Origin of the sequence: Humibacillus xanthopallidus, from assembly GCF_044793955.1 — a bacterium.
GTDB lineage: Bacteria > Actinomycetota > Actinomycetes > Actinomycetales > Dermatophilaceae > Humibacillus > Humibacillus xanthopallidus_C.
Genome location: NZ_CP084995.1, coordinates 637,885 through 662,301 on the forward strand (window position 1 = coordinate 637,885; position 24,417 = coordinate 662,301).

Below are 24,417 nucleotides of genomic sequence, written 5' to 3' on the forward strand. Positions count from 1 at the left end.
CAACGGTTGGTATGCCGTTCGCCCCGCCGAGCGGCATACCCCGGCTGTGCTGTTGGCCGGGCCAGATAGCGTTGCCGCATGGCACAGCGACTGCTCGCCCTCGACCTCGACGGCACGACCCTCAACCACATGGGTGAGCTCTCACCTGCGGTCCGCGATGCGATCGCCGCGCTGCCCGAGGAGGTCGCGGTCGTCGTCGCGACCGGCCGCTCGATCATCGCGACGACGCCGATCCTCGACGCGCTCGGACTGCGGCGCGGCTACGCCGTCTGCTCCAACGGGGCGCTGACGATCGAGCTCGACCCCAGCACCGAGCAGGGCTACACGGTGATCGACATGGTGACCTTCGACCCCCGCCCGGTGCTCGAGAAGATGCGCGTCGCCCTGCCCGACGCGCTCATCGCCGTCGAGGAGCCCGGCGTCGGCTTCAAGGTGAGCCGGCACTTCCCCGACGGCGAGCTGATGGGCCACTCCCGCGCGGTCGACTGGGACGAGCTCATCGCCCACCCCGTCACCCGTGTCACCCTGCGCCAGCCCGAGACGAGCGCCGAGGACTTCATGGACCTCGTCGAGCGGGCCGGTCTGCACGAGGTGTCCTATGCCGTCGGGTGGTCAGCCTGGCTCGACATCAACCCCGAGGGCGTCTCCAAGGCCAGCGCCCTCGAGATGGTGCGCCGGCACCTGCAGGTCGAGCCGATCCACACCATCGCGTGCGGTGACCAGCGCAACGACCTCGAGATGCTGCACTGGGCCGCGTGGGGCGTGGCGATGGACAACGCGCCCGACCAGGTCAAGGCGATCGCCGACGAGGTCACCGGCCACGTCGACGACGACGGGCTCGTGCCGATCGTCGAGGCCCTCACCGAGGCCGTGCGCGCCGGAGTCCCCTTCCGCGACGGCGTGCCCTCCGGCGCGACGGCGCGGCTCGAGCTCTAGCCCGCCACGCGGCATACCCTGACCGGAGGGAGGGATCGTGCCGATCGTCTACATCCACGGCGTCGCGGTGCGCGACGAGGACGAGGTGCTGGCCAGGGCGACCCGGCAGTTCGGCGAGGTCGCCTGGCCGACCATCGACAAGCACCTGCGTGAGCACGTCGCGCCCGCCATCTCCGACGACCCAGGCGGGGTGCCGATCCTGCGTGCCTACTGGGGCGACCTCGGGGCCCGATTCGCTTGGGGCGGAAGGTCGCTCGTCTCGCGACCCGAGGACCTGCGTGACGACGCCGCCGATCTCATCGAGGAGGCTGCCGAGCGCATCGACGACGACCCGGACGCCGCGCCCGGCAAGCGGGGACTGCGAGAGCGCGGCGTGCGGCGTCTGCGGTCGACGGCCACGGCGATCCGCAGGCCGCTCGAAGACTTCGTGCCCGTCTTCATGGGCGACGTCATGACCTACGTCGTCAGCCGCGGCACCGCCGACGCACCCGGGCCGATCGTCCAGCGCGTGCTCGACCAGCTCGACGCCGCGGCCTTCGCTGCCGCGAGTCGGCAGGAGCCGCTCGTCGTGCTCAGCCACAGCATGGGCGGGCAGATCGTCTACGACCTCGTGACCCACTTCCTGCCGCGCCTGCCCGAGCACCGCGGCATCCGCATCGACTTCTGGTGCGCGGCCGCGTCGCAGGTGGGGCTCTTCGAGGAGCTCGGCCTCTTCATCGAGAGCGACCCGACCTGCGGCGCCGAGACGGGGCGGATGGCGCCGCATCCTTCCGGCGAGCACCTCGGCGGCTGGTGGAACGTCTGGGACCACGCCGACCTGCTCAGCTTCCGCGCCGCCGGCATCATCGAGGGGGTCGACGACACGCCGTTCTTCGCGAGTGGCTCGCTGGCCACCGACCACTACCGCTACCTCGCCAACGAGGAGTTCTACCGGGCGCTGGGCCAGCGGGTCGAGGCGAGTCTGGAGAAGGACCGGTAGTCGTGTCGAAATGCGCCGGTGCCGTTCGACGTGGTGGTGAGCGAGGCCCTGACGGCCGCGCCGCACCACCGACAGCCACACCGCAGCGTCGCCCGCGTCGGCGGCGCCCCACGAAGGAGATCCCGATGCGTTTCATGATCATCGTCCCCGCCAACCCCCGCAGCGAGGCCGGCGACCTGCCCACCGAGGCCGAGCTCGCGGCCATGACCGACTACAACGAGGAGCTGCTGCGCGCCGGGGTGCTCGTCGGCGGCGAGGGCCTGCACCCGACGAGCCGCGGCGCCCGCCTCGACTTCGGGGCCGACGGTGAGGTCACCGTCACCGACGGGCCCTTCGCCGAGTCCAAGGAGCTCATCGCCGGCTTCACCCTCATCGACGTCAGCTCGCGCGACGAGGCCCTCGAGTGGGCCAAGAAGTGGCCGCGCATCGGCGGAGAGCAGGGCTTCGGCCTCGAGCTGCGGCAGGTCTTTGCGGCGGAGGACTTCGGTGCCGAGTTCACCCCCGAGCTGCAGGAGCGCGAGGCCCAGATGCGCGCCCAGACCGGCGCCACCGCCCCCTGATCGAGAGAGCAATCCCGCGCGCAGACCCGCGCCACCCTTCCTGATCGAGAGAGCAATCCCGCGCGCCACCCCTTCCGATCGAGAGAGCATTTCCGCGCGCAGACCCGCGCCACCCTTCCCGATCGAGAGAGCGATCCGCGCGGACTGGGCGGACCGCCTCGTGCGAGAGTGTGCGGGTGCCACCCACCACGTCACCCGAGCACGACGTCGAGGCCGTGCGCCGCACCGTCGAGGCGGTCTGGCGGATGGAGGCCGCCAAGGTCACAGCGGTCGTCGCGCGCGTCGTCGGCGACGTCGGCCTCGCCGAGGACCTCGCGCAGGACGCCTTCGTGCAGGCCCTCGAGCAGTGGCCCCGTGACGGCGTGCCCGACAAGCCCGGCGCGTGGCTCACCTCGACCGCGCGGCGCCGCGCCATCGACCGCATCCGCCGCGATGTCAACCTCGCGAGCAAGCTCCAGCAGGTCGGCCACGCCGAGGAGCTGAGGGCGGCCGACACCGCCGAGGCAGACTTCGACGCGGCGCTCGACGACATCGACGACGACGTGCTCGGTCTCGTCTTTGCCGCGTGTCACCCCGTGCTCACCGCCCAGGCGCGAATCTCCTTGACTCTGCGCATGATCGGTGGACTCACCACCCGTGAGATCGCGCGCGCCTTCCTCACGTCGGAGGCGACGATCGGCCAGCGCATCTCACGCGCCAAGCGCACGCTGAGCCAGGACGGCGTGACGATCGAGATCCCCTCCGGCGCCGAGCTCGCTCCCCGGCTCGCGTCGGTGCTCGAGGTCGTCTACCTCATCTTCAACGAGGGGTATGCCGCCACGTCGGGCCAGGACTGGGTGCGCGGCGACCTCATGGAGGAGGCGATCCGCCTCGGCCGCAAGCTCGCAGCCCTCGCCCCGCGCGAGGCGGAGGTGCACGGCCTGCTCGCCCTCATGGAGATCCAGGCCTCGCGCACCCGCGCGCGCCTCGGCCGCGACGGCGAGCCGGTGCTCCTGCTCGACCAGGACCGCACGCGCTGGGACTGGTCGCTCATCCGGCACGCGCTCGCGGCGCTCGACCGCGCGACCACGCCAGACGGCATACGCCCCGACGGCCCTCCGGGGCCCTATGTCCTGCAGGCCGCGATCGCCGCCTGCCACGCCCGCGCGCGCACCGCCGAGCAGACCGACTGGTCGATGATCGTGCGGCTCTACGAGCAGCTCGGTGCCGTGCGCCCGTCCCCGGTCGTCGACCTCAACCGCGCCGTCGCCCTGTCGTATGCCGTGGGGCCGGCCGCCGCGCTCGAGGTCGTCGACGCGCTGGTCGGGTCGGGCGACCTCGAGGACTACCACCTGCTCCCCAGCGTGCGCGGCGACCTGCTCGCGCGGCTCGGTCGCGACGACGAGGCCCGGGCCGAGTTCGAGCGGGCGGCCGCCATGACGCAGAACGAGGCCGAGCGCGACCTCCTGATGCGTCGCGCCGCCGAGAGTTCCGGGAGCAACGGGGCAGGCTGAGTCATTTCCCCCGCGGACTGCACGTATCAGGGCTAGCGTCGAATCGCCCTGCACCGTCATGGAGGGAGCGCGCACGTGGCTGCAGCTGTGAAGGATCCGTTCGAGACGGCATACGCCCGCGGCATCACCGAGGAGCTGCCGCCGCCGGCGCGACGGAGCCGCGCGCTGCCGCCGGCGCCCTTCGCGTTGCACGGCGCGGTCATCACCCCGGACGGCGCGTGGAGTAGCGGCTACGTCACCGTGGCGGCGGGCGAGATCACGCGCGTCGCCAAGAGCAAGCCGACCGGGGTGCGTGTGGTCGAGACCGAGGGGGTCATCCTGCCGGGGCTGCTCGACCTGCACGGGCACCCCGAGTTCAACGTCTTCGCCGCCTGGGAGCCGCCGAAGCTCTATGCGAACCGCTACGCGTGGCGGCGCTCCAAGCCCTACCAGGCGCTGGTCCGCGACCCGCAGAACGTGCTGTTGACGCAGGTGCCGCCCAAGACGCAGACGCGCTATGCCGAGGTGCGCGCGCTCGTCGGGGGAGTCACCGGCATCCAGGGCGCCTCCGGCGCGAGCAGCGCGTCATCGGAGCCGCTCGTGCGCAACATCGACCAGTGGGCCTTCGGTGCGCACCGGGCGCGGTCGATGATCGACCTGCCGTCGGGGTCGTTCGGGCTGCCGAGCTTCCAGGCCGTGATGAAGCGGATCACGGCCGACGACGTCAACGCCTTCTACCTGCACCTGAGCGAGGGCAGGCGCGGAGATGCGGTGAGCGCCAAGGAGTTCCAGCGCTTCCTCGACCTCGGGGCTGCCACGCCGGTGACGAACATCATCCACGGCAGCGCGCTCACGGCCGACGACCTGCACACCGTGGCCGAGCTCGGCTGCCGCCTCGTCTGGTCGCCGCAGTCCAACCTGCGCCTCTACGGGGAGACGACGCTGGCAGGAGAGGCGATCGCGGCGGGGATGCCGGTGGCGCTGGGCGCCGACTGGCTGCCCTCAGGCTCGACGAGCCTGCTCGGGGAGATGAAGGTCGCCCGCCGGGAGCTCGCCCGGCAGGGGCACCCGATCGCCGCGGCGGACCTCGTCGCCATGGTCACCTCGGTGGCGGCCCGCGTGGCCGGGCTCGAGGAGCACCTCGGCTCGATCGCGGTCGGTCGACCGGCTGACCTCGTCGTGCTCGAGCGGCACCACCCCGACCCCTACGAGAGCGTCTGCCTCGCTGACCCCTCGTGGGTCGAGCTCGTCTGCATCGGCGGCGACGTCACGTATGCGCGCGCCGACTGGTTCGGTGAGCTCTCGGGTGCGGCGCAGGGCGCCACGATCGAGGACCTCATCGCCTGGGGCAAGCCGATGCGTCTCGACACCGGCTTCCAGGGCGGCACCGACGTGCCGTCCCTGTCAGCGGTGCGCACGGCCCTGACAGGCGCCTACCCCGCCGTCGGTCCGATCTTCGCGTGACCTGACGCCGCACGACCGATGGCGGGGGCTCGGCGTCATGGGTGGGGGATCAGGGCATTCAGCTCGTGGCGGTCGGTGACGACTTGGGCGGTGCCGGGGTGAGGTGCACGACGGCGCGCGCGGTCGGCGTGGCCGTCCCCACCCCGGTCACGAGTGCCTTCGAGCCCACCGTGACCGCGCCGATCGTCGAGTCCGTTCCCTTGACTCCCTTGCCGGTGCCCGCCACCCGCGCGCGCACCCTCGTGTCGGCGCCGACGGTGAAGGTCATCGAGACGTCGTCCTTGGCCATGACGGTGATCGAGGTGGCCGAGACGGCGGTGACATCACCCCGGATGGCCTGATGGGTGACCGGCCCCTGCTTGCTGTCGGTCACCCAGGTGGCGTGCACGGCTCGGAGCAGACGTGCCCGCAGACCCGGCCGGTCGCCTCCGTCAGGAGCCTCGCCGACGACTGCCGGGGTGTCGAGCGCGGCGTTCACGAGCTCGAGGGTGTCGGAGCCGGCTACGTCCTGTCGACCATTCTGGGCAGCGACCTGCTGCTCGCCCTGGACGGACGTGGAGACGGGAGGCGAGGTGGGGCCGCTCGTGGCGCAGGCTCCGAGAGTCAGGGCGCCGACGGCGAGCAGGACGGTGGCGGCGGTGGCGGGCTGGCGCCAGGCGGGGTGGTTCGTCATGACCCGAGCCTGTCGCCGCCGCGTCAAGGAATGGCCCGGGTCACGTTCGAGTCGTGTTCGGGCCGGGTGGGCTGACGCTCCACCCGGCCCGACCCGTCAGAAACGGGGCACCCGACGTGCCTGCGGTGTCGGGGTCAGTGCTTGTCGGAGACCTCGGCGACGTGGGCCTGGTCCTCGACCAGGGCGTCGTCGTCGCTGTGGCCACCACCGTCGGTGGCGCTGCCGCGCTGCCGCTTGTTGGCGGCGAGGCTGGTCAGGGTGACGACCACGAGGATGCCGATGATGACGCCGAGCGAGGCCAGCGTCGGGATCTCGGGCACGGCGGGCCACACGGTGTGGCCCCAGTGGAGCACGAGCTTGACGCCGATGAAGCCGAGGATGAGCGCCAGGCCGTGGCCGAGGTGCACGAGCGAGCTGAGGGCGTTCTCGAGCACGAAGTAGAGCGCGCGCAGGCCGAGCAGGGCGAAGGCGTTCGTCGCGAAGACGAGATACGGGTCGCCGGTGATGCCGTAGACGGCGGGCACGGAGTCGATCGCGAAGACGATGTCGGTGCCGAGGATGGCGATCGCGACGACGGCGAGCGGGGTGAGCCAGCGCTTGCCGTCACGCTTGACGCTGAGCTTGGTGCCCTCGTAGTCGTCGGTGACGGGGTAGAAGCGCTTGATGAACTTCACGCTCTTGATGGAGCTGACGTCGATCGTGTGGTCGTCGTCGGAGAGCGCGTCGCGGCCGACCTTGATCGCGGTGATCAGCAGGATCGCGCCGAAGAGCAGGAAGGTCCACGAGAAGGAGGCGATCATCTGGGCGCCGAGGGCGATGAAGATGCCGCGCAGGATGAGTGCGCCGGCGACGCCGATGAGCAGCACCCGCTGCCGCAGCTCGCGGGGCACGGCGAAGGCCGAGAGCAGGATGATGAAGACGAAGAGGTTGTCGACCGACAGCGACTTCTCGACGAGGTAGCCGGTGTAGTACTCGATGCCCTGCTGCGAGCCGAACTGCGACCAGAGGTAGACGCCGAAGGCGAGCGGGATGGCGATGTAGAACGCCGACCAGCCGACCGCCTCACGCATGCTGGGGTCGTGCGGCTTCCGCGTGATGAGGAAGTCGATGACGAAGAGGGCGATCACGCCGACGATCGTGGCGGTCCAGAGGACCGGGGTGCCGATCGAGGCCGTCGCCTGGGTGGCCGACTCGGCGGCCGTCTGTGCCGGTCCCGTGAGCGAGGTCGTGGCAAGGCTGAACATAGGGGTCTCCTCAGAACACAATGTCTGAGGTCTCCTTCATCGGCTCTCGCCGACCCCGCACCGAGGCGACCATCGGGCCGCCGGACTGACCGGAACAGGTGTGGGAAGTACTCCCCTCACGCCGAATTCTAGGCAGGCATCGCGGTGAGCCCAAATCCGGTTGTCCACCCCTTGGCCACCCACGCGACGGGGGTATGCCGCGGGGCCCGGCCCCACGGCATACCGAGGGGTCTGTGGTCAGTTGCCGGAGGAGAGGCCGAACCGCACGTAGCGGTCGGCGCCCATCTGGAGGTAGAGCGCCGCCGTGCACGGCAGCCCCTTCTCCTCGCGGTCGAGGGGGTTGACGACGACGGCGAGCACCGGCTTGCCGACGACGGGCAGCGGCGGCACGGTCGCGACGACGCGCAGGGTGCGGTCGATGTCGTCGTTGGCGCCGAGGCTGCCCACCCGCGACTCCACCTCCGCTCGCGTGAGCAGCACGGGCGACTCCGCGGCGACGTAGGTGCGGTCGCAGAAGGAGATGCGCTCCGGCGTCTGCCACCACGTGCCGTAGGCGCGCTGGTAGGCGACGCTGGCCGCGCCGATGACCCCGATCGCGACGGTCACGGCGGCCAGGGCTCCGACGACTCGACGTCCCCGGCTCGGAGGTCGGTCCCTGTCGGGCGGGGTCCCCAGCACGGTCACGAATCTAGTGCATGCGGGGCCGGCGGCCCGGACCGCTCCGGCGCAGCCGGTCTCAGCTCGCCTGGTCGCGGTAGCGCTGCGCCTGCGAGGCGCGCTCCCTGACGACCGCCGCAGGCGAGGGCTGGGCTCCCTGCGACCAGTCGGCGGGGTCGGCGGCATACAGCGTGCCGTATGCCGCGGTGTCGCGCTGGGTGCGCCAGCCCTCCGCGAGGGGGCCGAGGTCGACGACGTCGTAGCCGATGGCGTCGAGCGCGTCGGTGACGACCTGCTTGGCGTCGGAGTCGTCGCCCGCGATGGCGAGGGCGCTGCGCTGCGGGTCGCCCTCCGTGCGTCCGAGGGTGGCGAGGTGACCGAAGAAGATGTTGTTGAAGGCCTTGACGACCTTCGACTCCGGGAGATGGGCCTGGAGCAGCTCGGAGGTCGTCGTCGACTCGGTGTCGAGCTCGGCGACCTGGCCGTCGCGCTGCGGGTAGTAGTTCATCGTGTCGATGACGACCTTGCCGCGCAGGGGCTCGACGGGCACGTCTGCGTAGTGCTTGAGCGGGATGGTGACGACGACGAGGTCACCGGCTGCAGCCGCTTCCTCGGCGGTCGCGGCGCTGGCCCTCGGCCCGAGCTCGGCGACGAGGTCGCTCAGCGTCTCCGGTCCGCGACTGTTGCTCATCACGACGTCGTGGCCGGCCAGGACCGCGAGCTTCGCGACGGTGCTGCCGATGTTTCCGCTTCCGATGAATCCCCAGGTGGTCATGGCGGTGCAACCGCGGTGGGGTGCGGGTCATTCCGCCGTCAAGCCAGTGTCATCGCGGGACCGGGGCTCGGCGGGGCTCGGCGAGCCGGGGCCGGGCGGGCCTTGGGTGGGGAGCCGCAGAGTGAAGCGGGCGCCGCCCTCAGGTGCGTGACCGGCCTCGACCGTGCCACCGAGCAGGGCGGTGAGACGGCCGACGATCGCGAGCCCGAGGCCCGTCCCCACGGGGCGGAGGCCGCGGTAGCGGTCGTGCAGCACCGACGGCTCGAAGGCGACCGGGATGTCGTCGTCGGTGAGCCCGGGCCCGCCGTCGCGCACCTCGACGGCGAAGCCGGCGGAGCCTGTCGCAGACGCCGGGGCGGGGCGGATCTCCACGACGATGGGCCGACCGGCGGGTGTCACCCGCAGAGCGTTCTCGAGCAGGCCGTCGACGAGCTGCCGCACTCGCACGGGATCCGTTGTCAGCCAAGCGTGCTCGACTTTGGGGACGTAGGTGAACGGCACCCCGACGGCTGCGCACCGCTTGCTCCAGACCGTCTCGACCTCGCGGCCGAGGGCGACGAGGTCGGCGCGCTGCGCGACGAGCCGCGGCTGGTCGGCGCCGAGTCGGGCCAGGTCGAGGAGGTCGCCGACGAGTCGCTCGAGACGACGAGCCTCGGTGAGCACCACGGCGCCGACCCGGGCGGTCTCGTCGGGTGGCACCACCCCGCTGGCGAGCGACTCGGCATAGCCACTGATGCCGGTGAGCGGGGTGCGGAGGTCGTGTGACACCGAGAGCAGGAAGTCGCGCTGGCGTCCCTCGGAGCGGGTCAGGGAGCTGGAGAGGGTGTTGAGTGCGCTCGCCACCTCCGCCACCTCGGTGGGTCCCTCGACCGGCACGGCGACGTCGCGGCCCCCAGCAGCGAGGGAGTGGGCGGCGTCGGCGGTGCGCCGCAGCGGTCGAGCCAGTCGACGGGCCATGGCGGCGCTGACGGCGATGGCGACCGCCGCGGCGATGGCGAGGGCGAGCAGCACCCGGCGCACGAGCCGGTCGGAGTCGGCCGTCGCATCGGCGCGGCGTTGCACGAGGACGATGCCGCCGGCATCAGTGGGCCGACCCTCGACGAGCACGGCGCCGCCGTCGATCTCATCGCGTGCTGACACGGATCGCCCGGCGAGCAGGGCCTGCTGCCGGGCCGGGGTCAGCGCCTCACGGGCCAGGCGGCTCGTCGAGTTGATGGCGCCGCGCTCGGTCACGCTGGCCGACTCGACGCCGAGTCCGCCGAGGGTGCGGACCGCGCGGACCTGGCTCGCCCGTGCCGCCTCGCCGGCATCGGCCCGCACGGCTGCAGCATCAGCGAGGCGCGACAGGGTGCGGCGGGCCGACTCGTCGGCGGCGCTGCGGGTCAGGCCCACCGCCAGCAGTCCGGCGAGCAGGGCCGTCAGCACGGCGATGCCGACCGCGAGCAGGGTGATCCGGCCCGACAACGACGCGCGCCACGAGGCCGCTGTCATGTCGACTCGGCCGGCGGGTCATCGGGCGGCTCGGTGGCGGTGTCGCGCCCGCCGCGCTCGGCGGTGGTGTCGCGCGTGGCGCGCTCCGCGGCATACCCGACGGAGCGCACGGTGCGGATCGGGCTTGCGTCGCCGAGCTTGGCGCGCACCTGGGCGACGTGCACGTCGACGGTGCGGCCGCCGGCGCTCGAGGCGTAGCCCCAGACGTCGCTGAGCAGCTGCTCGCGGGTGAAGACGATGCCGGGTCGACGCATGAGGTGGGCGAGTAGGTCGAACTCCGTTGCGGTCAGGGCGATCTCGCTGCCGTCGACGCGCACCTCGTGGCTCGACAGGTCGACCGTGAGGGGGCCGTGGCGCAGCACCGCAGGAGTCGCGGCGTCACCTCGGGTGCGGCGCAGGACGCTGCCGACGCGGGCGACGAGCTCGCGCGGAGAGAACGGCTTGGTGAGGTAGTCGTCGGCGCCGAGCTCGAGACCGAGGATGCGGTCGACCTCGTCGTCGCGGGCGGTCACGAAGAGGACCGGGGTCCAGTCGCCGCCGGCCCGCAGGCGCCGGCACACCTCGATCCCGTCGAGCGTGGGCAGGCCGATGTCGAGGACGATCGCGCTCGGGCGCAGCGCTCGCGCGGCCTGCAGCGCCACGGCTCCGTCACCTACGACCTCGACGCCGTAGCCGGCGGCACGCAGGTTGAGCCGCAGCACGTCGGCGATGGCCGGCTCGTCCTCGACGACGAGCACGAGACCACGCTGCGCGGTGGCCGCGGGCGAGTCGGAGGGCACGGTCGAAGCGTAGTGAGCGACCTCGGCGGCCGGGTCACGTCGATGTCAGGATCGTGTTCGGGCCTGAGGGTCTGGTCTCGGGTCAGCGCCGGGGTCAGAGCCGGGGTCGGGGCTGCTGAGGTCGGGGTCGGGATCCGGGCTGGCGTCTGGCAGGGTGCGGCGGCGGCGCACCGCCCAGGTCGAGAGGCCCACCACCAGGAGGGCAGCGAGCAGGGCGACACCCCACCACGACCCCGCCTCGGCGGCGATCCACGCCTGCACGACGGCAAGGCCGATTGTCGCGTAGAGCACGGCCCAGGCCGCGGAGCCCACGACCGCGGCAGGCAGGTAGAAACGCAGCGGCATCCGCATCACACCGGCGGTGAGGTGCACCGCGGTCTGGATGCCGATGGTGAGGTAGGACAGGGTCACGGCGAACGGTCCCAGGCTGCGCAGCAGCGCCTCGGCCCTGCGCGTCAGCTCGCCGTGCGCGCCGCGATAGCGCTTCCAGCCCGCGACGGCGCCCCGACCCAGCCAGTAGGTCGCGTTGGAGCGCGCCATGACGATGACGAAGAGCGCGGCGAACGCCTGCCAGAAGGGCAGCTCGGCCAACCTGTCGAGCATGGGCCCAGCCTAAGCCGGGTCTCCCCAGCGCTCGCAGCGGGCGACCCGCGCCGACCTGTCGACCCGAGACCCAGCGAACCGGAGACCCGGAGACCCCTCGACCCCGTTACCTCACGTGCGGACCGGGTCAGCTCGCTGCGAAGTCGATCTCAGCCGCAGGTGTGACCTCGCCCGTGCGGCCGGGCGCATCCGACCACGACCAGTAGGTGTTGGTGTGGGCGATGACCTGCTCGGGCGAGACGGGCACACCCCACTGGCGGAGGTCCTCGGTCGTGTGGGCGTCCGCGACGAGGGTCACGTCGTAGCCGCGCACGAGCGCTCCGTGCAGGGTGGAGCGGATGCACGCATCGGTCTGGGCGCCCGTGACCACGAGCCGCCCGACCTGTCGCTCGGCGAGGAGCGACTCGAGGTCGGTGCCCTCGAAGGAGTCGCCGTAGCGCTTGTGGACGAGGGGCTCGGACGCGTCGCGGGTCAGCTCGGGGACGTACTGCCAGCCGTCGGTGCCGACCGGCATGTTGTCGTCGGAGTGCTGCACCCAGACGACGGGCACCTGCTGACTGCGGGCCTTGTCGACGAGCGTGCTGATGCGGCCGATGACGCCGTCGCGGTCCCAGGCGCCGGAGACGACGTCGTTCTGCACGTCGATGACGAGCAGGGCGGTGTTGGGGCGTCCGTCGAGTGTGGTCATGGTGCCTCCAGGTTCTCCCGTTGCTCCGTCTCCGTCGACGGTCTCCCCGACGCTACGCCGATGCACCGACAGTCCGGGCTGAGCGCGCTGCCTCCGTCGCGCCGGCCGCCCACCCGACGACGGAGGTGAAATGCTGGTCCCGCCATGACCAACCACATCCCGCACGGCCGCGAGCTCGTCATCAGCTCACCGGCCAACCCTCGCCTCAAGGCCATCCTCGCCCTGCGCCGCCGGCGCACCCGCGAGGAGACCGGCCAGACCCTCGTCGAGGGCTACGAGGAGATCGGCCTCGCCCTCTCGGCGGGAGTCCGGCCGAGCACCGTCTACGTCTGCGAGCAGCTCTTCAGCCCCGCGGGGCGTGCGGGCTCGCAGGACATCGGCCACCAGTCCGACCTGCTCACGCGCCTGCGGCACGACCGGGTCGAGGTCGTGCACCTCAGCCGCCAGGTCTTCGAGAAGGCGTCCTACCGCGAGGGACCCGACGGTCTGCTCGCCGTGGTCGACGAGGTCGGCCGACCGCTCGAGGACCTGCGGGTCGAGGGTCCTGACCACCTCACCCTGCTCAGCCAGGGCGTCGAGAAGCCCGGCAACCTCGGCGCCATGCTCCGCACCGCCGACGCCGCCGGGGTCGACGCCGTCGTGGCCGCCGACCCGGTGACCGACTGGGGCAACCCCAACGTCGTGCGGGCGAGCAAGGGCACGGTCTTCGCCCTGCCGGTCGCGAGCGCGACGACGGCTGCAGCGCTGGCCTGGCTCGCCGCCCACGACATCCGCCTCGTCGTGACGACCCCCGAGACCGACCTGCTGCACACCGATGTCGACTACACGGGCCGAGTCGCCGTCGCGGTCGGCAGCGAGAAGCACGGCGCCGACGACACCCTCCTCGAGGCCGCGGCCCACCGGGTGCGGATCCCCATGCACGGCAAGGCCAACAGCCTCAACGTGGCCGCGTCGGCCGCCATCGTCCTCTACGAAGCCGTGCGCCAGCGCTCCCGCTGATGCCTCGGGAAGCCGGCCGGACGGCATACCCCTGGGGTGGCGTGCGGCGAGCGGATCGAGCCGGAGGAGGGGTGGTCAAGAGCACCCCTTGGCGTGTGTCACGATGTTCTGTATGCGAGTTGACCATGTCTCCTATGCAGCAGAGGCCGGTGGCCTCAAGGCCACGGCCGCGCGACTGTCCGAGCTGATCGGTGTCGAGCCGGTCAACGGCGGCGTTCATCCCCGTTTCGGCACCCGCAACGTCATCTTCCCGTTGGCGAAGGACCACTACCTCGAGGTCGTCGAGGTGCTCGACCACCCGGCGTCCGACAAGGCGCCCTTCGGTCAGGCGGTGCGGGCCGCGTCCGAGGCCGGCGGCGGTTGGCTCGGCTGGGTCGTCGCGGTCGACGACATCAGCAAGGTCGAGGCCCGTCTCGGTCGCGAGTCGGTGGTCGGCAACCGGCACCGTCCCGACGGCACCGAGCTCAAGTGGCGCCAGCTCGGCATCAAGGGCCTGATGGCCGACCCGCAGGTCCCCTACTTCATCGAGTGGGACGACATGACCGTGCACCCGTCCGCGGGCGCCGACACGTCGGTCCGCATCGACCACCTCCAGATCGCCGGTGACCCCAAGCGGGTGCGCGAGTGGCTCGGCCCCGACGACACCTTCGACAAGGGCGGCATCGACTTCACCTTCCTGGCTCCGCACGGCACGCCGGGTCTGCTGTCGGTCACCTTCGACACCCCCAACGGCAAGGTCACCATCTGATCTCGCGCGCCCGACTCGCACGCACCACGGCGGCCCTCCCTGACCGGGACGGCCGCCGTTGTGCTGCCCCCGGCGATCACTCTGCGGATCAGTCGGCGGTTGGTGCTGTCAGGGGTGCAGCGGTTGCAGACTGATCCGCCGCTTGATGATCAGGCTGCGGATCAGTCGGCACCTGGTGCTGTCAGGGTGATCAGGCTGCGGATCAGTCGGCGGTTGGTGCTGTCAGGGCGACACCGCGCGCAGACTGATCCGCCGCTTGATCCGAGGCCTGACGAGCCGGTATGCCGGGTGGCCGGCGACCGCTGCACTGTGGCGGACGAATCGCTCTCTCGATTGGGGGCGCGAATCGCACTTTCGATAGCGGACCAATTGCTCTCTCGATTGGGGGGGCGCAGATTGCTCTCTCGATTTGGCGGGGTCAGCGGGCGAAGCGCTTGAGGCGCAGGGAGTTGGTGACGACGAGGACCGACGACAGGGCCATGGTCGCGCCGGCGATCATCGGGTTGAGCAGGCCGAAGGCGGCCAGCGGGATCGCGGCGGTGTTGTAGCCGAAGGCCCAGGCGAGGTTCTGCTTGATGATGCGCAGGGTCTGGCGCGAGAGCGCGATGGAGTCGGCGACCGCGTCGAGGTCGGCGCGCACGAGCACGATGTCAGCGGAGTCCATCGCGACGTCGGTGCCCGAGCCCATCGCGAGCCCGAGGTCGGCCTGCGCCAGGGCGGCCGCGTCGTTGACGCCGTCGCCGACCATGGCCACGACCCGACCCGAGCGCTGCAGCTCGGTGACGACCCGGTGCTTGTCGGCCGGCAGCACGTCGGCGCGCACGTGGTCGGCGTCGATGCCCACCTGCTCGGCGACGCTGCGGGCGTTGGTCGCGCCGTCGCCGGTCAGCAGGTAGGGGGTCAGACCGAGCTCGCGCAGCCGAGCGATCGCCGCGCGTGACGACTCGCGCACGGTGTCCTCGACGGTGAGAGCGGCCTGGGCCTCGCCGTCCCAGCCGACGAAGACCGTCGTGCCGGCATGGGTCTCGGCGTGCTCGAGCAGCTCGGGCGCGACCGTGTCGAAGAGTGCGGCCTTGCCGACGACGACCTCGGTGTCCTTGATCCGGGCCGTGGCGCCCTCGCCGGGGTTGGTCGTGAAGTCGCGGATGCGCGGGAGCGTGAGGCGGGCCTCCTGCGCACCGGCGACGACCGCCCGCGCGATGGGGTGCTCGCTGGCCTGCTCGACCGCTGCGGCTGCCGTCAGGGCAGCGGCCTTGGAGAGCCGGCCGCGCACCGCGATGCTGCGCAGCCGCAGCTGCCCGGTCGTCACCGTGCCGGTCTTGTCGAGCACGACGGTGTCGACGCGGCGGGTGTCCTCGAGCACCTGCGGGCCCTTGATGAGGGTGCCGAGCTGAGCGCCGCGGCCGGTGCCGACGAGCAGGGCCGTCGGTGTGGCCAGGCCCAGGGCGCAGGGGCAGGCGATGATGAGCACCGTCACGGCGACGGCGAGGGCCTGCCCGACGTCGTGGCCGGTCACGAGCCACGCGATGAGGGTGACGAGGGCGATGACGAGCACGATGGGCACGAAGACCGCCGACACCCGGTCGGCGAGGCGCTGCACGTCGGCCTTGCCGGTCTGGGCGCTCTCGACGAGGCGCTGGATGCCGGCCAGCATCGTGTCGGCGCCGACCTTGCGGGCCTCGACGATGAGCCGGCCGGTCGTGTTGATCGAGCCGCCCGTGACGTCGTCGCCCGGGGAGACGTCGACCGGGGTGGACTCGCCCGTCACGAGGCTCGCGTCGACCGCGCTCGAGCCGTCGAGCACGACACCGTCGGTCGCGACCTTCTCACCTGGCCGCACGATGAACTGGTCACCGACGACGAGCTGGGCGACGGGGATGCGGACCTCGCTCGTGATGCGCGACTGCGGGTCGATGCGCAGCACGGCGACGTCCTTGGCGCCGAGGTCGAGCAGCGACCGCAGCGCGTCCTTGCCCGAGTCCTTGGCCCGCGCCTCGAGGAACCGGCCGGTGAGCAGGAAGGTCGTGACGACCGCCGCGACCTCGAAGTAGAGGTGCGGCCCGCCGCGCAGCAGCTCGACGACGGAGTAGCCCCACGCCGCGAGCACGCCGATCGACACCAGGGTGTCCATCGTCGAGGCGAGGTGACGGGCGTTGACGGCGGCGGCCCGGTGGAAGGGCCACGCACACCAGAAGACGACGGGCGTCGAGAGGACGAGCTGGAGCCAGGGGCTCGCCGCGAAGGACGGGAGCACCATCGCGAGCAGGAAGACCGGCACTGTCAGCGCGGCCGCGACGACGAGTCGGGGCCTGATGACGTCCTGCGCCGGGGTGTGCTCGAGGTGGTCGTCGGGCGCCGCGAGGTCGGCCCCTTCGGCACGGTCGGCCTGGCCGACCCCTTCGCCACCGTGCCCCTGCTCGCTGCCGTGCCGGCCGTCGGGGCCGTCGCGGTCGGTCCCGGGGCCAGGTCGCCTGTCGACGCCGCTGTCTGCGCGCGTCGGGGTCGGCGCCCCGGTATGCCGCGACCTCAGCCGGTCGAGCAGGGCGCCCGCCCCGGGGAGCTCGCCGGACGGCATACCGGAGCTGTTGGTCGAGCGGTTGGTGGCAGGGGCGCCGATGACGCTGGCGCCGTAGCCGGTCTTCTTGACCTCGGCGACGATCTGCTCGACGGTCACCGGCGCCGAGAAGGACACGAAGGCCTTCTCGGTCGCGAGGTTGACGGTCGCCGAGTCGACCCCGGGAACCTTGCCGAGCTTGCGCTCGATGCGGGCCGAGCACGAGGCGCAGGTCATGCCGGTGATGGCCAGCCGCACCTGCTCCGGCGCGCCCTCGGTGACCGTGGCCTCGGGGGTGGTCATCGGACGGCGTAGCCCGCCTCGGCGACGGCTGCCTCGACGGCGGCCGGGTCGAGCGGGCTCGTGCTCGTGATGGTGACCCCGGACTCCTCGCCGGGGTGCAGGTCGACGTCGACGGCGGTGACGCCGGCGAGCTCGGTGAGCTCCTCGGTCACCGACGCGACGCAGTGCCCGCAGGTCATCCCGGTGACGGCGATCTGGGTGGTGTGGGTGTCGTTCATGGTGCTCGTCTCCTCAGCTGCGGACGAGGCGGGCGATCGCGTCGGCCGCCTCTCGGATCTTGATCTGGGCGGCCTCGTCGGACTCGCGGGCCGCGTCGACGACGCAGTGCGCGACGTGGTCCTCGAGCAGGCCGAGGCTGACGGCCTGCAGCGCCTTGGTGATGGCGCTGACCTGGGTCAGGATGTCGATGCAGTAGGTGTCGGACTCGACCATCTTGTGGACGCCGCGCACCTGCCCCTCGACGCGACGCAGCCGCTTCAGGTAGTCGTCCTTGCTGCCGGTGTATCCGGGCATGGCCACCTCCTCACTCTGCACAACAGCATACCCCTCTGGGGTATTCCGTGCGGTCACGACCCGCCCAGGAGCTGCGCGGCCAGCCGCTTCGGCGCCTTCGCCAGCCACGCGTCGGTGATCACCTCACGCAGCTCCGTCACGCTGATCTCGCCGACGTCGCGCTCGAGGAGAAGCACCGCGTTGTAGCCGTTCCAGTGGGGCGTGGTGAAGAACGGCGAGCCCGGGTCGCCGACCATCGCCTCCTTGTCCTCGGCCGTGCACGAGAAAGCCATGACGTCGTCGTAGGGCTCGCCCGTTGCCGGGTCGAGCGCGTCCATGCGCGGGACCCGGAAGAAGGCGAACGTCTTGCCCCGCACCTGGTATGCCGGCCTGCCGGGCGCCGTGGGATCAGCAGGGTCGCGCGTCACCTCGGGCAGCCCGAGGGCGAGCTGCTCGACGTCGGTGACCCTGGCTCTGCGTGCGCGTGCCATGCCTGACGACGGTAGCCCGCCGAGCGGCATACCGACAGACGACTGCGCCGGGTGCGTCCGATCAGCCCGTCGTGGAGGTGCTCGGCGTGCCGGGCGCCACCGACGACCCTGTCGTCGGCGCGGAGGAGCCGGGGTCCGACGGGGTCGTCACCGACGGCGTCGAGCCGGAGGTGAGGGAGGCGTCGACGGCGCGGCAGGCCTCGGCATGGGTGCGCAGGGTGGCCTGCGCCTCGTCGATCTGGCGCACGACGTCGCTCAGGCGCCCCGCGTCGAGATCACGGGCGGCGCTGGCCGCCTGCTCGGTGAGCTCGACGAGGGTCTGCGAGTCGCGCGCGACGTCGACGCACTCGGCCGGCACGACGACCGTCGCGGTGGCCGGCAGTCCGGTGCCGGTTGACGTCGGCTGTGGGCCCGTCGCCGTCGCGGAGGGCGACGCGGCCCCCGACACATCGACGCTGCCCGAGCGCAGGACGCCGACGACGACGCCGCCGAGCAGGAGGCCGATGACGAAGGTGACGGCAGGGATGAGCCACCACCGGGCCCCGACGACCCGGGTGGGCGGCTCGGGCGCCGATGGTGTCGCGGGTGGCGTGGTGGCGGGCCCGGGCTTGGGGCCCGGCTGCGTCGGCTCGGTCACGGTGGTCTGCTCCCTCGAGTGGTGGTCTGCCGTCTCCAGCGTGGGATGGACTCTTCCTGATCCCTACCCCGTGACCCCGAACGTTGTGCGATCGAGAGGTCGCAGCGTGGGGCCGGATCACCGCCTGTCGGGTACACCAAGAGCATGGAGCGCTACGCACCGACCTCTGCACGCCCTGCTCGCACTGCGACCTCGGTGGCGGCGTGGGACGGGATCGTCGCCTTCTGGGTCGTCTTCTGGCTCGTCGTGGGTGCGGCGACCGGCTACCTCATCTGGCAGCTGACCGGGCTGAGCCTGGGCGTCGTGGAGGCGGGCCGGGCGCTCGACACCGCGGGACGGGCCCTGCAGGACCTCTCCGGCACCCCCGTCATCGGCGAGCGCACGGGCGAGCTGGGCAACCGGGTGACCGAGACGGCGGCCAGCGTGCGCGCCGGGGGCGAGAGCTCGATGACGAGCCTGCGTGGCCTGTCCGTCCTCATCGGGGTGGCGGTGTCGCTGGGGCCGCTGAGCCCTGTCCTCCTTGTCTACCTCCCGCGCCGGCTGGCCTGGCGGCGCGAGGTGCTTGAGGTCCGGGCCGCTCTCGACACGGCGCAATCGCACGACGCAGCTGTGCAGCAGCTCGCGCGGCGCGCTGTGCACAACCTCGGTCTGCGCGAACTGCTCGCCATCTCGCCGGACCCGGAGGGTGACCTCGCCGCCGGCCGCGGGCGCGAGCTGGCCCGGGCCGAGCTCCAGCGTCTCGGGCTGGGCCTGCCGGTGTCGTTGCGATGAGGGTGTGCTGATGGGCTCGCGCCAGCGACGGATGGGGCCCGCCACGAGCGACGGTCGCCTCCTCTCCGAGCCGCCGGACGCCCCACCGCCCCCCACGGGGCTCTTCGATAGGTATGCCGCGTGGACCGTGCGCCGCCGCTGGCAGATCGTCGCCGCCTGGCTGCTCGCCCTCGGTGGCCTCGTCGCCATGCCCCCCGTCGGCACCGGGGGCAACGAGCTCGCGAGCATCATCCCGCTCGACAGCCCGGCCATCAGCTCGGAGCTTCGGGCCCTCGACGAGTTCGGCTTCCCGCTCAGCAGCCGCGTCGCCGTCGTGCAGCGAGACGCGGCAGGGCTCTCGCTCTTCGTCCAGGCCGAGTCCGTCCTCGACGCACTGGCCGTCAACCAAGGGCCCCAGCCGCAGTGGCCGCTGCTCGGCGCCCTGCCGATCACCAACAGCATCAAGCTCTTCGGGCCGGACGGCGAGACCAACACCGCGGTGCTCACCTACCTCTTCATGGACCCCGTCAGTAGTTTCGCGAGCCAACAGGAGGCGGCGCAGCGCTACATCGGCGAGGAGCTCGAGCGGCCCGAGGACCACGTGGTCGGTGTGGCGGGGTCGGTGCCCGCCCGGGCCGAGCAGGCCAGGCTCGTCAGTGAGAACCTGCCTCTCCTCGAGCTCCTCACGGTGCTCGCGATCATCGGGCTGGTCGGCCTGACGTTCCGGTCGGTGGTGGCGCCCGCGATCGCGCTCGTGGCGTCCGGCATCGCCTTCGTCGCCACGATCAACCTCTCAGAGATGCTGAGCGGACTCGCCGGCATCTCCACGCCGGCCGAGCTCGAGCCGCTCCTCGTCGCGCTGCTCCTCGGAGTCGTCACGGACTACACGATCTTCTACGTGACCGCCCTCCAGGACCGCATCGCCGTCACGCCGCGGTGGCGGGATGCGGTGCGTGACGCGGTGAAGACCGACACCCCGATCGTGACGGCTGCCGGCATCACCGTGGCGGCAGGCACCGCCGCGCTGCTGGCGGCTAACTCCGAGTTCTTCCGTGCCTTCGGACCGGCGATGGCGCTGGCCGTGCTCGTCGGCCTGCTCGTGTCGGTGACCTTCGTGCCGGCTGCGATCGCCGTGCTCGGTCCGGTGGTCTTCTGGCCGAGCGACCCGCGCCGCCGACGCCTGCGTACGCCGCCGGGTCGCGACCCCGCCAAGAGCCGTCGGCGGCTCGTGAGACTGCTGGCCAACCGATCGACCGCTGCGGCCGTCGTCGCCGGATGCGTCGCTCTGCTGCTGGTCGCCTCGGCACCCCTGCGGGACCTCGACCTCGGAGTGGGCTTCACCAGCTCGCTGCCGTCGAGCAACCCGGTGGCCGTGGCCTCGGACGCCGCGTCGACCGCCTTCGCTCCCGGAATCACGTCGCCCACGACGATGCTCCTCGAGCGTGCCGACATCGTCGACGACGTCGATCGCCTCGTCACCCTGCAGCAGCTCATCGAGCGTGAGCCGGGTGTCGCGGGCGTGGTCGGACCGGCCCAGAACATCACCCAGCAGGCCTACAACGTCGTGCTGTCCGAGAGCGGCGACGCGGCGAGGATGCTCATCGTCCTCGACCACGACCCGCTCGACGCGACGGCCATCACCGACCTGCGCGTGCTGCGTGACCGGCTGCCCGGTCTCGTGGAGGAGGCAGGCCTCACGGGCGCGCGCACGAGCCTGGGCGGCGACACGGCGCTCGCGGAGGGGCTCGTCGGGTCGACGGAGGCCGATCTCTACCGGATCGCGATCGCCGGCATCGCGGTCAACCTCCTGCTGCTCGTCCTCTTCCTGCGCGCGCTCGTGGCGCCGCTCTTCCTGCTCGCCTCGAGCGTGCTGGCCCTGACCGCGTCGCTGGGTCTGACCGTCTGGCTCTTCGGCGACATCGGCGGGGTGGACGGCCTGACCTTCTACGTGCCCTTCGCGGCCGCCGTGCTGCTCGTCTCGCTGGGCTCCGACTACAACATCTTCGGGGTGGGCAGGGTGTGGGACGAGGCCCGTCACCTGCCCCTTCGAGAGGCGGTCCTCAAAGCCGTGCCGGAGTCGTCGCGGGCCATCACGGCAGCCGGTGTCACGCTGGCCGTCAGCTTCGGGATGCTCGCCATCATCCCGTTGACGCCCTTCCGCGAGCTCGGCTTCGCGATGGCGGTCGGCATCCTCATCGATGCCTTCGTCGTGCGCTCACTCCTCGTGCCGGCGATGCTCGTGCTCGTCGGACCGGTGAGTGGCTGGCCCGGACCCCACCTGCGGGCCGACCGACGCACCAAGCGGTGACCGGCCGCGCCGGCACGCCCGGTGGCTGTCGCGGCGCTGCTCAGGCGAGGTAGTCGTCGACGAGACGGCCGGCGAGCGCCGTGTAGGTCTGCGGTGTCAGCGCGACGAAGCGGGCCTCGACCTCGGCGGGCAGGCCCAGCCCGCGCACGAACTCGCGCAGGTCGTCGCCGTCGATGCGGCGGCCGCGCGTCAGCTCCTTGAGCCGCTCGTAGGGCTCCTCCATGCCGGGCACGCCCTGTGCGCCCAGCGCCCGCATGGCCGACTGGATCGGCTCGCCGAGCACCTCCCAGTTGGCCTCGAGGTCGGCGGCCATCCGCTCGGGCACGGCGTCGAGGCCGGCGAGGCCACGGGCGACGTTGTCGAGGGCGAGCACGGAGTGGCCGAAGGCGCTGCCGATGTTGCGCTGCATGCTCGAGTCGGTGAGGTCGCGCTGCAGCCGGCTCTGCACGAGCGTGCCGCCGAGCACGTCGAGCAGGGCGTTGCTCACCTCGAGGTTGGCCTCGGCGTTCTCGAAGCGGATCGGGTTGACCTTGTGCGGCATCGTCGAGCTGCCTACGGTGCCCTGGCCGCGCACCTGGGCGAAGTAGCCCATCGAGATGTAGGTCCACACGTCGGTGCAGAGGTTGTGCAGGATGCGGTTGAAGCGGGCGACGTCGGCATAGAGCTCGGCCTGCCAGTCGTGGCTCTCGATCTGGGTCGTCAGCGGGTTCCACGTCAGGCCCAGGCCCTCGACGAAGTCGCGCGAGACGGCGGGCCAGTCGACGTCGGGCAGCGCGAGGGCGTGCGCGCCGAACGTGCCGGTCGCGCCGTTGAACTTGCCGAGGAACTCCTGTCGCTCGATGCGGCGCAGTTGCCGGCCGAGGCGGTGCGCGAGGACCGCGAGCTCCTTGCCCATCGTCGTCGGCGTGGCCGGCTGGCCGTGGGTGTGCGCGAGCAGCGGCACGTCCTTGAGCTCGCGCGCGAACTCGGCGACCTGCGCGACGAGCGCATGCGCCCGGGGCAGCCACACCTGCTCGACGGCGCCCTTGACCATGAGGGCATAGGAGAGGTTGTTGATGTCCTCGCTCGTGCACCCGAAGTGGATGAGCTCGGCGAGCCCCTTGTCCTCCTTGGCCGGCGCGATGGCCGTGAGCCGCTCCTTGAGGAAGTACTCGACCGCCTTGACGTCGTGCACCGTGACCCGCTCGATCTCGGCGAGCTCGGCCACCTCGTCGGTGCCGAAGTCGTCGACGACGGCGCGCAGCGATGCGATCTCGTCATCGGTGAGGTGTCGCACGCCGGGCACGACGCCGTGGCTCGTCTGGTGGATCAGCCACTCGATCTCGACGTGCACACGCTGCCGGTTGAGCGCCGCCTCCGAGAGGTGGTCGACGAGCGGCGCGACCGTGCCGCGGTAGCGGCCGTCGAGCGCTCCGAGCGCGATGGGCGGGTTCGCGTCAGCGAGGGAAGCCATGGCCGGCATTCTCCCAGAGGTCGGGGACGCGCCTGTATGCCGTCCGCCCCGCGAGTGCGCGGGCGCGGTGAGCCCGCCGGCCGGCATACCTCGGTGGTCGTGCCGCTCGGTGCCGGGTCGGTCAGGCGGCGCGGCGCTCGCGAGCCGACTCGACGCCCGCCTTGACGAGGGCGATGGGCAGCAGCAGCGTGGCGAGGGCGGTGATGAGCCACACGATGAGGGTGGCGAGGACCCACGTGACGGCGCCGCCCGAGATGGTCAGCGAGTCGGCGAAGCTGCTCGCGACGAGCAGGGCGACGAACGTGGCGATGAGGCCGACCCCACCGAGCAGGGCCCGGGCGCTGCTCGCGGCGACCTTGGCGAGGAACGGCGAGATGATGCTCTGCACGAGGGTGTAGATGACGACGGTGAGGGCGAACCCGCTCGCCGACACGCTGACGTCCTCGAGGATGAGGTCGGCGGCGATCAGGCCGATCGCGGCGGAGCCGAGGAAGATCGCCGTGCGCACGAGGAAGCGGATCATGCGGCGATCGTAACGTTCGGTCAGTCGCCCGACCCGGGGTTTGGCGAAGCCGGACGCATGATCGAGAAGGTCTCACCCTGGGGCCCGGCGACGACCGCCATCCGACCGTAGGGGGTGTCGAAGGGCTGCTGCAGCACCGACCCGCCGAGCTCGACGACGCGGCGGGCGGCGTCGTCGCACGACTCGACGGCGAAGTAGACCATCCAGTGCGACGGCACCTCGGCCGGTGCGGCGGCCGGGATCTCACCGATGCCGCCGATCGGGCGGCCGTCGTCGTCGAGGCTGGCGACGCAGTAGCGGAAGTCGCCCTCACCGATCTCCTGCAGCTGGAAGCCGAAGACGTCGGCATAGAACGTCCGGCTCGCGTCGTAGTTGCGGCTCATCGTCTCGGCCCAGCAGAGCGACCCCGGCTCGTCGACGAGGTCGGCGCCGGTGTGCTGCCTGGCCTGCCACAGGCCGTAGGCCGCGCCCGCGGGATCGGCGCCGACGGCGATGCGTCCGACGTCGAGCACGGTCAGCGGACCGAGGAAGAAGACGCCCCCGGCGGCCGTGGCCCGCGCGGCGACGGCGTCGACGTCGTCGGTCGCGAGGTAGAGGGTCCAGGCGTTGACCTGCCCGGGGTCGTCGGGGTTGCGGGCCAGGGCGCCGGCGACGACGTGGCCGTTCTTGCGCGCCATGACGTAACCACCCGCCTCGGCCGGCAGGTCCTCGAACGTCCAGCCGAAGAGGCCGCCGTAGAACTGCCGCGCCGCGCCGAGGTCGTCGACCAGCACGTCGGCCCAGCATGGCGTGCCCGGCGCGAAGGTGTCGGGGTGGACGGGCATCGAGAGCTCCTTGG

The 24,417-nt window shown here is 71.9% G+C and carries 25 protein-coding genes; 9 read left to right on the plus strand and 16 right to left on the minus strand.

Annotation, left to right across the window (positions count from 1 at the left end):
- The first annotated feature begins 78 nt into the window (after nucleotides 1–78).
- From LG278_RS02935 to LG278_RS02955, 5 genes are all read left to right on the plus strand, one after another.
- The gene (locus LG278_RS02935; RefSeq protein ID WP_404390770.1) at nucleotides 79–936 is read left to right on the plus strand and encodes an HAD family hydrolase; all 858 of its coding nucleotides are present in this window, start codon (nucleotides 79–81) and stop codon (nucleotides 934–936) included.
- A gap of 37 nt (nucleotides 937–973) precedes the next feature.
- Entirely contained in the window at nucleotides 974–1,915 is a 942-nt protein-coding gene (locus tag LG278_RS02940) for a hypothetical protein (RefSeq protein WP_404390772.1), read from the plus strand.
- 125 nt (nucleotides 1,916–2,040) lie between these two features.
- Complete coding sequence (locus LG278_RS02945; RefSeq protein ID WP_404390774.1) at nucleotides 2,041–2,475, plus strand: YciI family protein; 435 nt, start codon at nucleotides 2,041–2,043, stop codon at nucleotides 2,473–2,475.
- 245 nt (nucleotides 2,476–2,720) lie between these two features.
- Nucleotides 2,721–3,968, plus strand: a complete 1,248-nt coding sequence (locus LG278_RS02950; protein ID WP_404393520.1) for an RNA polymerase sigma factor — start codon at nucleotides 2,721–2,723, stop codon at nucleotides 3,966–3,968.
- Between the two features lie 75 nt (nucleotides 3,969–4,043).
- The gene (locus LG278_RS02955) at nucleotides 4,044–5,411 is read left to right on the plus strand and encodes an amidohydrolase family protein (protein ID WP_404390776.1); all 1,368 of its coding nucleotides are present in this window, start codon (nucleotides 4,044–4,046) and stop codon (nucleotides 5,409–5,411) included.
- Nucleotides 5,412–5,469: 58 nt separating this feature from the next.
- Here the strand turns inward: LG278_RS02955 and LG278_RS02960 are convergent, their stop codons facing one another.
- From LG278_RS02960 to LG278_RS02995, 8 genes are all read right to left on the minus strand, one after another.
- Nucleotides 5,470–6,084 (minus strand): hypothetical protein, encoded by a 615-nt coding sequence (locus tag LG278_RS02960; RefSeq protein WP_404390778.1) that lies wholly within the window; start codon nucleotides 6,082–6,084, stop codon nucleotides 5,470–5,472.
- A gap of 134 nt (nucleotides 6,085–6,218) precedes the next feature.
- Complete coding sequence (locus tag LG278_RS02965; protein WP_404390780.1) at nucleotides 6,219–7,328, minus strand: TerC family protein; 1,110 nt, start codon at nucleotides 7,326–7,328, stop codon at nucleotides 6,219–6,221.
- Nucleotides 7,329–7,565: 237 nt separating this feature from the next.
- The gene (locus LG278_RS02970) at nucleotides 7,566–7,934 is read right to left on the minus strand and encodes a hypothetical protein (RefSeq protein ID WP_404390782.1); all 369 of its coding nucleotides are present in this window, start codon (nucleotides 7,932–7,934) and stop codon (nucleotides 7,566–7,568) included.
- A 130-nt stretch (nucleotides 7,935–8,064) separates the two neighbouring features.
- The gene (locus LG278_RS02975) at nucleotides 8,065–8,760 is read right to left on the minus strand and encodes an NADPH-dependent F420 reductase (protein WP_404390784.1); all 696 of its coding nucleotides are present in this window, start codon (nucleotides 8,758–8,760) and stop codon (nucleotides 8,065–8,067) included.
- A gap of 27 nt (nucleotides 8,761–8,787) precedes the next feature.
- On the minus strand, nucleotides 8,788–10,251 hold the full coding sequence (locus LG278_RS02980) for a sensor histidine kinase (RefSeq protein ID WP_404390786.1): 1,464 nt from the start codon (nucleotides 10,249–10,251) through the stop codon (nucleotides 8,788–8,790).
- The gene (locus LG278_RS02985; protein ID WP_404390788.1) at nucleotides 10,248–11,030 is read right to left on the minus strand and encodes a response regulator transcription factor; all 783 of its coding nucleotides are present in this window, start codon (nucleotides 11,028–11,030) and stop codon (nucleotides 10,248–10,250) included. Before LG278_RS02985 ends, LG278_RS02980 begins: the two co-directional genes overlap by 4 nt.
- Nucleotides 11,031–11,075: 45 nt before the next feature.
- The gene (locus LG278_RS02990; RefSeq protein ID WP_404390790.1) at nucleotides 11,076–11,633 is read right to left on the minus strand and encodes a DedA family protein; all 558 of its coding nucleotides are present in this window, start codon (nucleotides 11,631–11,633) and stop codon (nucleotides 11,076–11,078) included.
- Between the two features lie 127 nt (nucleotides 11,634–11,760).
- Nucleotides 11,761–12,321 carry a cysteine hydrolase family protein gene (locus tag LG278_RS02995; protein WP_404390792.1) on the minus strand — a complete coding sequence of 187 codons (561 nt, stop codon included), beginning with the start codon at nucleotides 12,319–12,321 and terminating at the stop codon, nucleotides 11,761–11,763.
- A 144-nt stretch (nucleotides 12,322–12,465) separates the two neighbouring features.
- Here LG278_RS02995 and LG278_RS03000 point away from each other — a divergent pair, with 144 nt between their 5' ends.
- Nucleotides 12,466–13,320, plus strand: coding sequence for a TrmH family RNA methyltransferase (locus LG278_RS03000; RefSeq protein WP_404390794.1), 855 nt, complete (start codon nucleotides 12,466–12,468; stop codon nucleotides 13,318–13,320).
- A gap of 112 nt (nucleotides 13,321–13,432) precedes the next feature.
- Nucleotides 13,433–14,068, plus strand: coding sequence for a VOC family protein (locus LG278_RS03005; protein WP_404390796.1), 636 nt, complete (start codon nucleotides 13,433–13,435; stop codon nucleotides 14,066–14,068).
- 418 nt (nucleotides 14,069–14,486) lie between these two features.
- On the opposite strand, the gene LG278_RS03010 is transcribed toward LG278_RS03005, so the two are convergent.
- The 5 genes from LG278_RS03010 to LG278_RS03030 form a co-directional block, all read right to left on the minus strand.
- Entirely contained in the window at nucleotides 14,487–16,925 is a 2,439-nt protein-coding gene (locus LG278_RS03010) for a heavy metal translocating P-type ATPase (RefSeq protein WP_404390798.1), read from the minus strand.
- Nucleotides 16,922–17,143 carry a heavy-metal-associated domain-containing protein gene (locus LG278_RS03015; RefSeq protein ID WP_404390800.1) on the minus strand — a complete coding sequence of 74 codons (222 nt, stop codon included), beginning with the start codon at nucleotides 17,141–17,143 and terminating at the stop codon, nucleotides 16,922–16,924. The genes LG278_RS03010 and LG278_RS03015 overlap by 4 nt, the downstream gene beginning before the upstream one ends.
- A 13-nt stretch (nucleotides 17,144–17,156) precedes the next feature.
- Nucleotides 17,157–17,438 (minus strand): metal-sensitive transcriptional regulator, encoded by a 282-nt coding sequence (locus LG278_RS03020; RefSeq protein ID WP_404390801.1) that lies wholly within the window; start codon nucleotides 17,436–17,438, stop codon nucleotides 17,157–17,159.
- 53 nt (nucleotides 17,439–17,491) lie between these two features.
- The gene (locus LG278_RS03025; RefSeq protein WP_404390803.1) at nucleotides 17,492–17,908 is read right to left on the minus strand and encodes an MmcQ/YjbR family DNA-binding protein; all 417 of its coding nucleotides are present in this window, start codon (nucleotides 17,906–17,908) and stop codon (nucleotides 17,492–17,494) included.
- 61 nt (nucleotides 17,909–17,969) lie between these two features.
- Nucleotides 17,970–18,545: a hypothetical protein gene (locus LG278_RS03030; RefSeq protein WP_404390805.1), complete on the minus strand. Its 576-nt coding sequence runs from the start codon at nucleotides 18,543–18,545 to the stop codon at nucleotides 17,970–17,972.
- Nucleotides 18,546–18,689: 144 nt separating this feature from the next.
- Between LG278_RS03030 and LG278_RS03035 the strand changes: the two genes are divergently transcribed.
- Nucleotides 18,690–19,316, plus strand: coding sequence for a hypothetical protein (locus LG278_RS03035; RefSeq protein WP_404390807.1), 627 nt, complete (start codon nucleotides 18,690–18,692; stop codon nucleotides 19,314–19,316).
- Between the two features lie 10 nt (nucleotides 19,317–19,326).
- Complete coding sequence (locus LG278_RS03040; protein ID WP_404390809.1) at nucleotides 19,327–21,603, plus strand: MMPL family transporter; 2,277 nt, start codon at nucleotides 19,327–19,329, stop codon at nucleotides 21,601–21,603.
- Nucleotides 21,604–21,643: 40 nt separating this feature from the next.
- Here the strand turns inward: LG278_RS03040 and purB are convergent, their stop codons facing one another.
- The 3 genes from purB to LG278_RS03055 form a co-directional block, all read right to left on the minus strand.
- A complete protein-coding gene (gene purB, locus LG278_RS03045; protein ID WP_404390811.1) occupies nucleotides 21,644–23,056 on the minus strand; it encodes an adenylosuccinate lyase in 1,413 nt (470 codons plus the stop codon).
- 121 nt (nucleotides 23,057–23,177) lie between these two features.
- Entirely contained in the window at nucleotides 23,178–23,579 is a 402-nt protein-coding gene (locus LG278_RS03050) for a hypothetical protein (protein ID WP_404390813.1), read from the minus strand.
- 20 nt (nucleotides 23,580–23,599) lie between these two features.
- Nucleotides 23,600–24,403: a VOC family protein gene (locus LG278_RS03055; RefSeq protein WP_404390815.1), complete on the minus strand. Its 804-nt coding sequence runs from the start codon at nucleotides 24,401–24,403 to the stop codon at nucleotides 23,600–23,602.
- Nucleotides 24,404–24,417: the final 14 nt, after the last annotated feature.

Excerpts from the sequence above, each read along its gene's own strand:
- LG278_RS02935 (WP_404390770.1), top strand. The coding sequence starts at position 79 with ATGGCACAGCGACTGCTCGCCCTCGACCTCGACGGCACGACCCTCAAC.
- LG278_RS02945 (WP_404390774.1), top strand. The coding sequence starts at position 2,041 with ATGCGTTTCATGATCATCGTCCCCGCCAACCCCCGCAGCGAGGCCGGC.
- LG278_RS02950 (WP_404393520.1), top strand. The coding sequence starts at position 2,721 with ATGGAGGCCGCCAAGGTCACAGCGGTCGTCGCGCGCGTCGTCGGCGAC.
- LG278_RS02960 (WP_404390778.1), bottom strand. The coding sequence starts at position 6,084 with ATGACGAACCACCCCGCCTGGCGCCAGCCCGCCACCGCCGCCACCGTC.
- LG278_RS02965 (WP_404390780.1), bottom strand. The coding sequence starts at position 7,328 with ATGTTCAGCCTTGCCACGACCTCGCTCACGGGACCGGCACAGACGGCC.
- LG278_RS02975 (WP_404390784.1), bottom strand. The coding sequence starts at position 8,760 with ATGACCACCTGGGGATTCATCGGAAGCGGAAACATCGGCAGCACCGTC.
- LG278_RS02980 (WP_404390786.1), bottom strand. The coding sequence starts at position 10,251 with ATGACAGCGGCCTCGTGGCGCGCGTCGTTGTCGGGCCGGATCACCCTG.
- LG278_RS02990 (WP_404390790.1), bottom strand. The coding sequence starts at position 11,633 with ATGCTCGACAGGTTGGCCGAGCTGCCCTTCTGGCAGGCGTTCGCCGCG.
- LG278_RS02995 (WP_404390792.1), bottom strand. The coding sequence starts at position 12,321 with ATGACCACACTCGACGGACGCCCCAACACCGCCCTGCTCGTCATCGAC.
- LG278_RS03000 (WP_404390794.1), top strand. The coding sequence starts at position 12,466 with ATGACCAACCACATCCCGCACGGCCGCGAGCTCGTCATCAGCTCACCG.
- LG278_RS03005 (WP_404390796.1), top strand. The coding sequence starts at position 13,433 with ATGCGAGTTGACCATGTCTCCTATGCAGCAGAGGCCGGTGGCCTCAAG.
- LG278_RS03010 (WP_404390798.1), bottom strand. The coding sequence starts at position 16,925 with ATGACCACCCCCGAGGCCACGGTCACCGAGGGCGCGCCGGAGCAGGTG.
- LG278_RS03015 (WP_404390800.1), bottom strand. The coding sequence starts at position 17,143 with ATGAACGACACCCACACCACCCAGATCGCCGTCACCGGGATGACCTGC.
- LG278_RS03020 (WP_404390801.1), bottom strand. The coding sequence starts at position 17,438 with ATGCCCGGATACACCGGCAGCAAGGACGACTACCTGAAGCGGCTGCGT.
- LG278_RS03025 (WP_404390803.1), bottom strand. The coding sequence starts at position 17,908 with ATGGCACGCGCACGCAGAGCCAGGGTCACCGACGTCGAGCAGCTCGCC.
- LG278_RS03035 (WP_404390807.1), top strand. The coding sequence starts at position 18,690 with ATGGAGCGCTACGCACCGACCTCTGCACGCCCTGCTCGCACTGCGACC.
- LG278_RS03040 (WP_404390809.1), top strand. The coding sequence starts at position 19,327 with ATGGGCTCGCGCCAGCGACGGATGGGGCCCGCCACGAGCGACGGTCGC.
- purB (WP_404390811.1), bottom strand. The coding sequence starts at position 23,056 with ATGGCTTCCCTCGCTGACGCGAACCCGCCCATCGCGCTCGGAGCGCTC.
- LG278_RS03050 (WP_404390813.1), bottom strand. The coding sequence starts at position 23,579 with ATGATCCGCTTCCTCGTGCGCACGGCGATCTTCCTCGGCTCCGCCGCG.
- LG278_RS03055 (WP_404390815.1), bottom strand. The coding sequence starts at position 24,403 with ATGCCCGTCCACCCCGACACCTTCGCGCCGGGCACGCCATGCTGGGCC.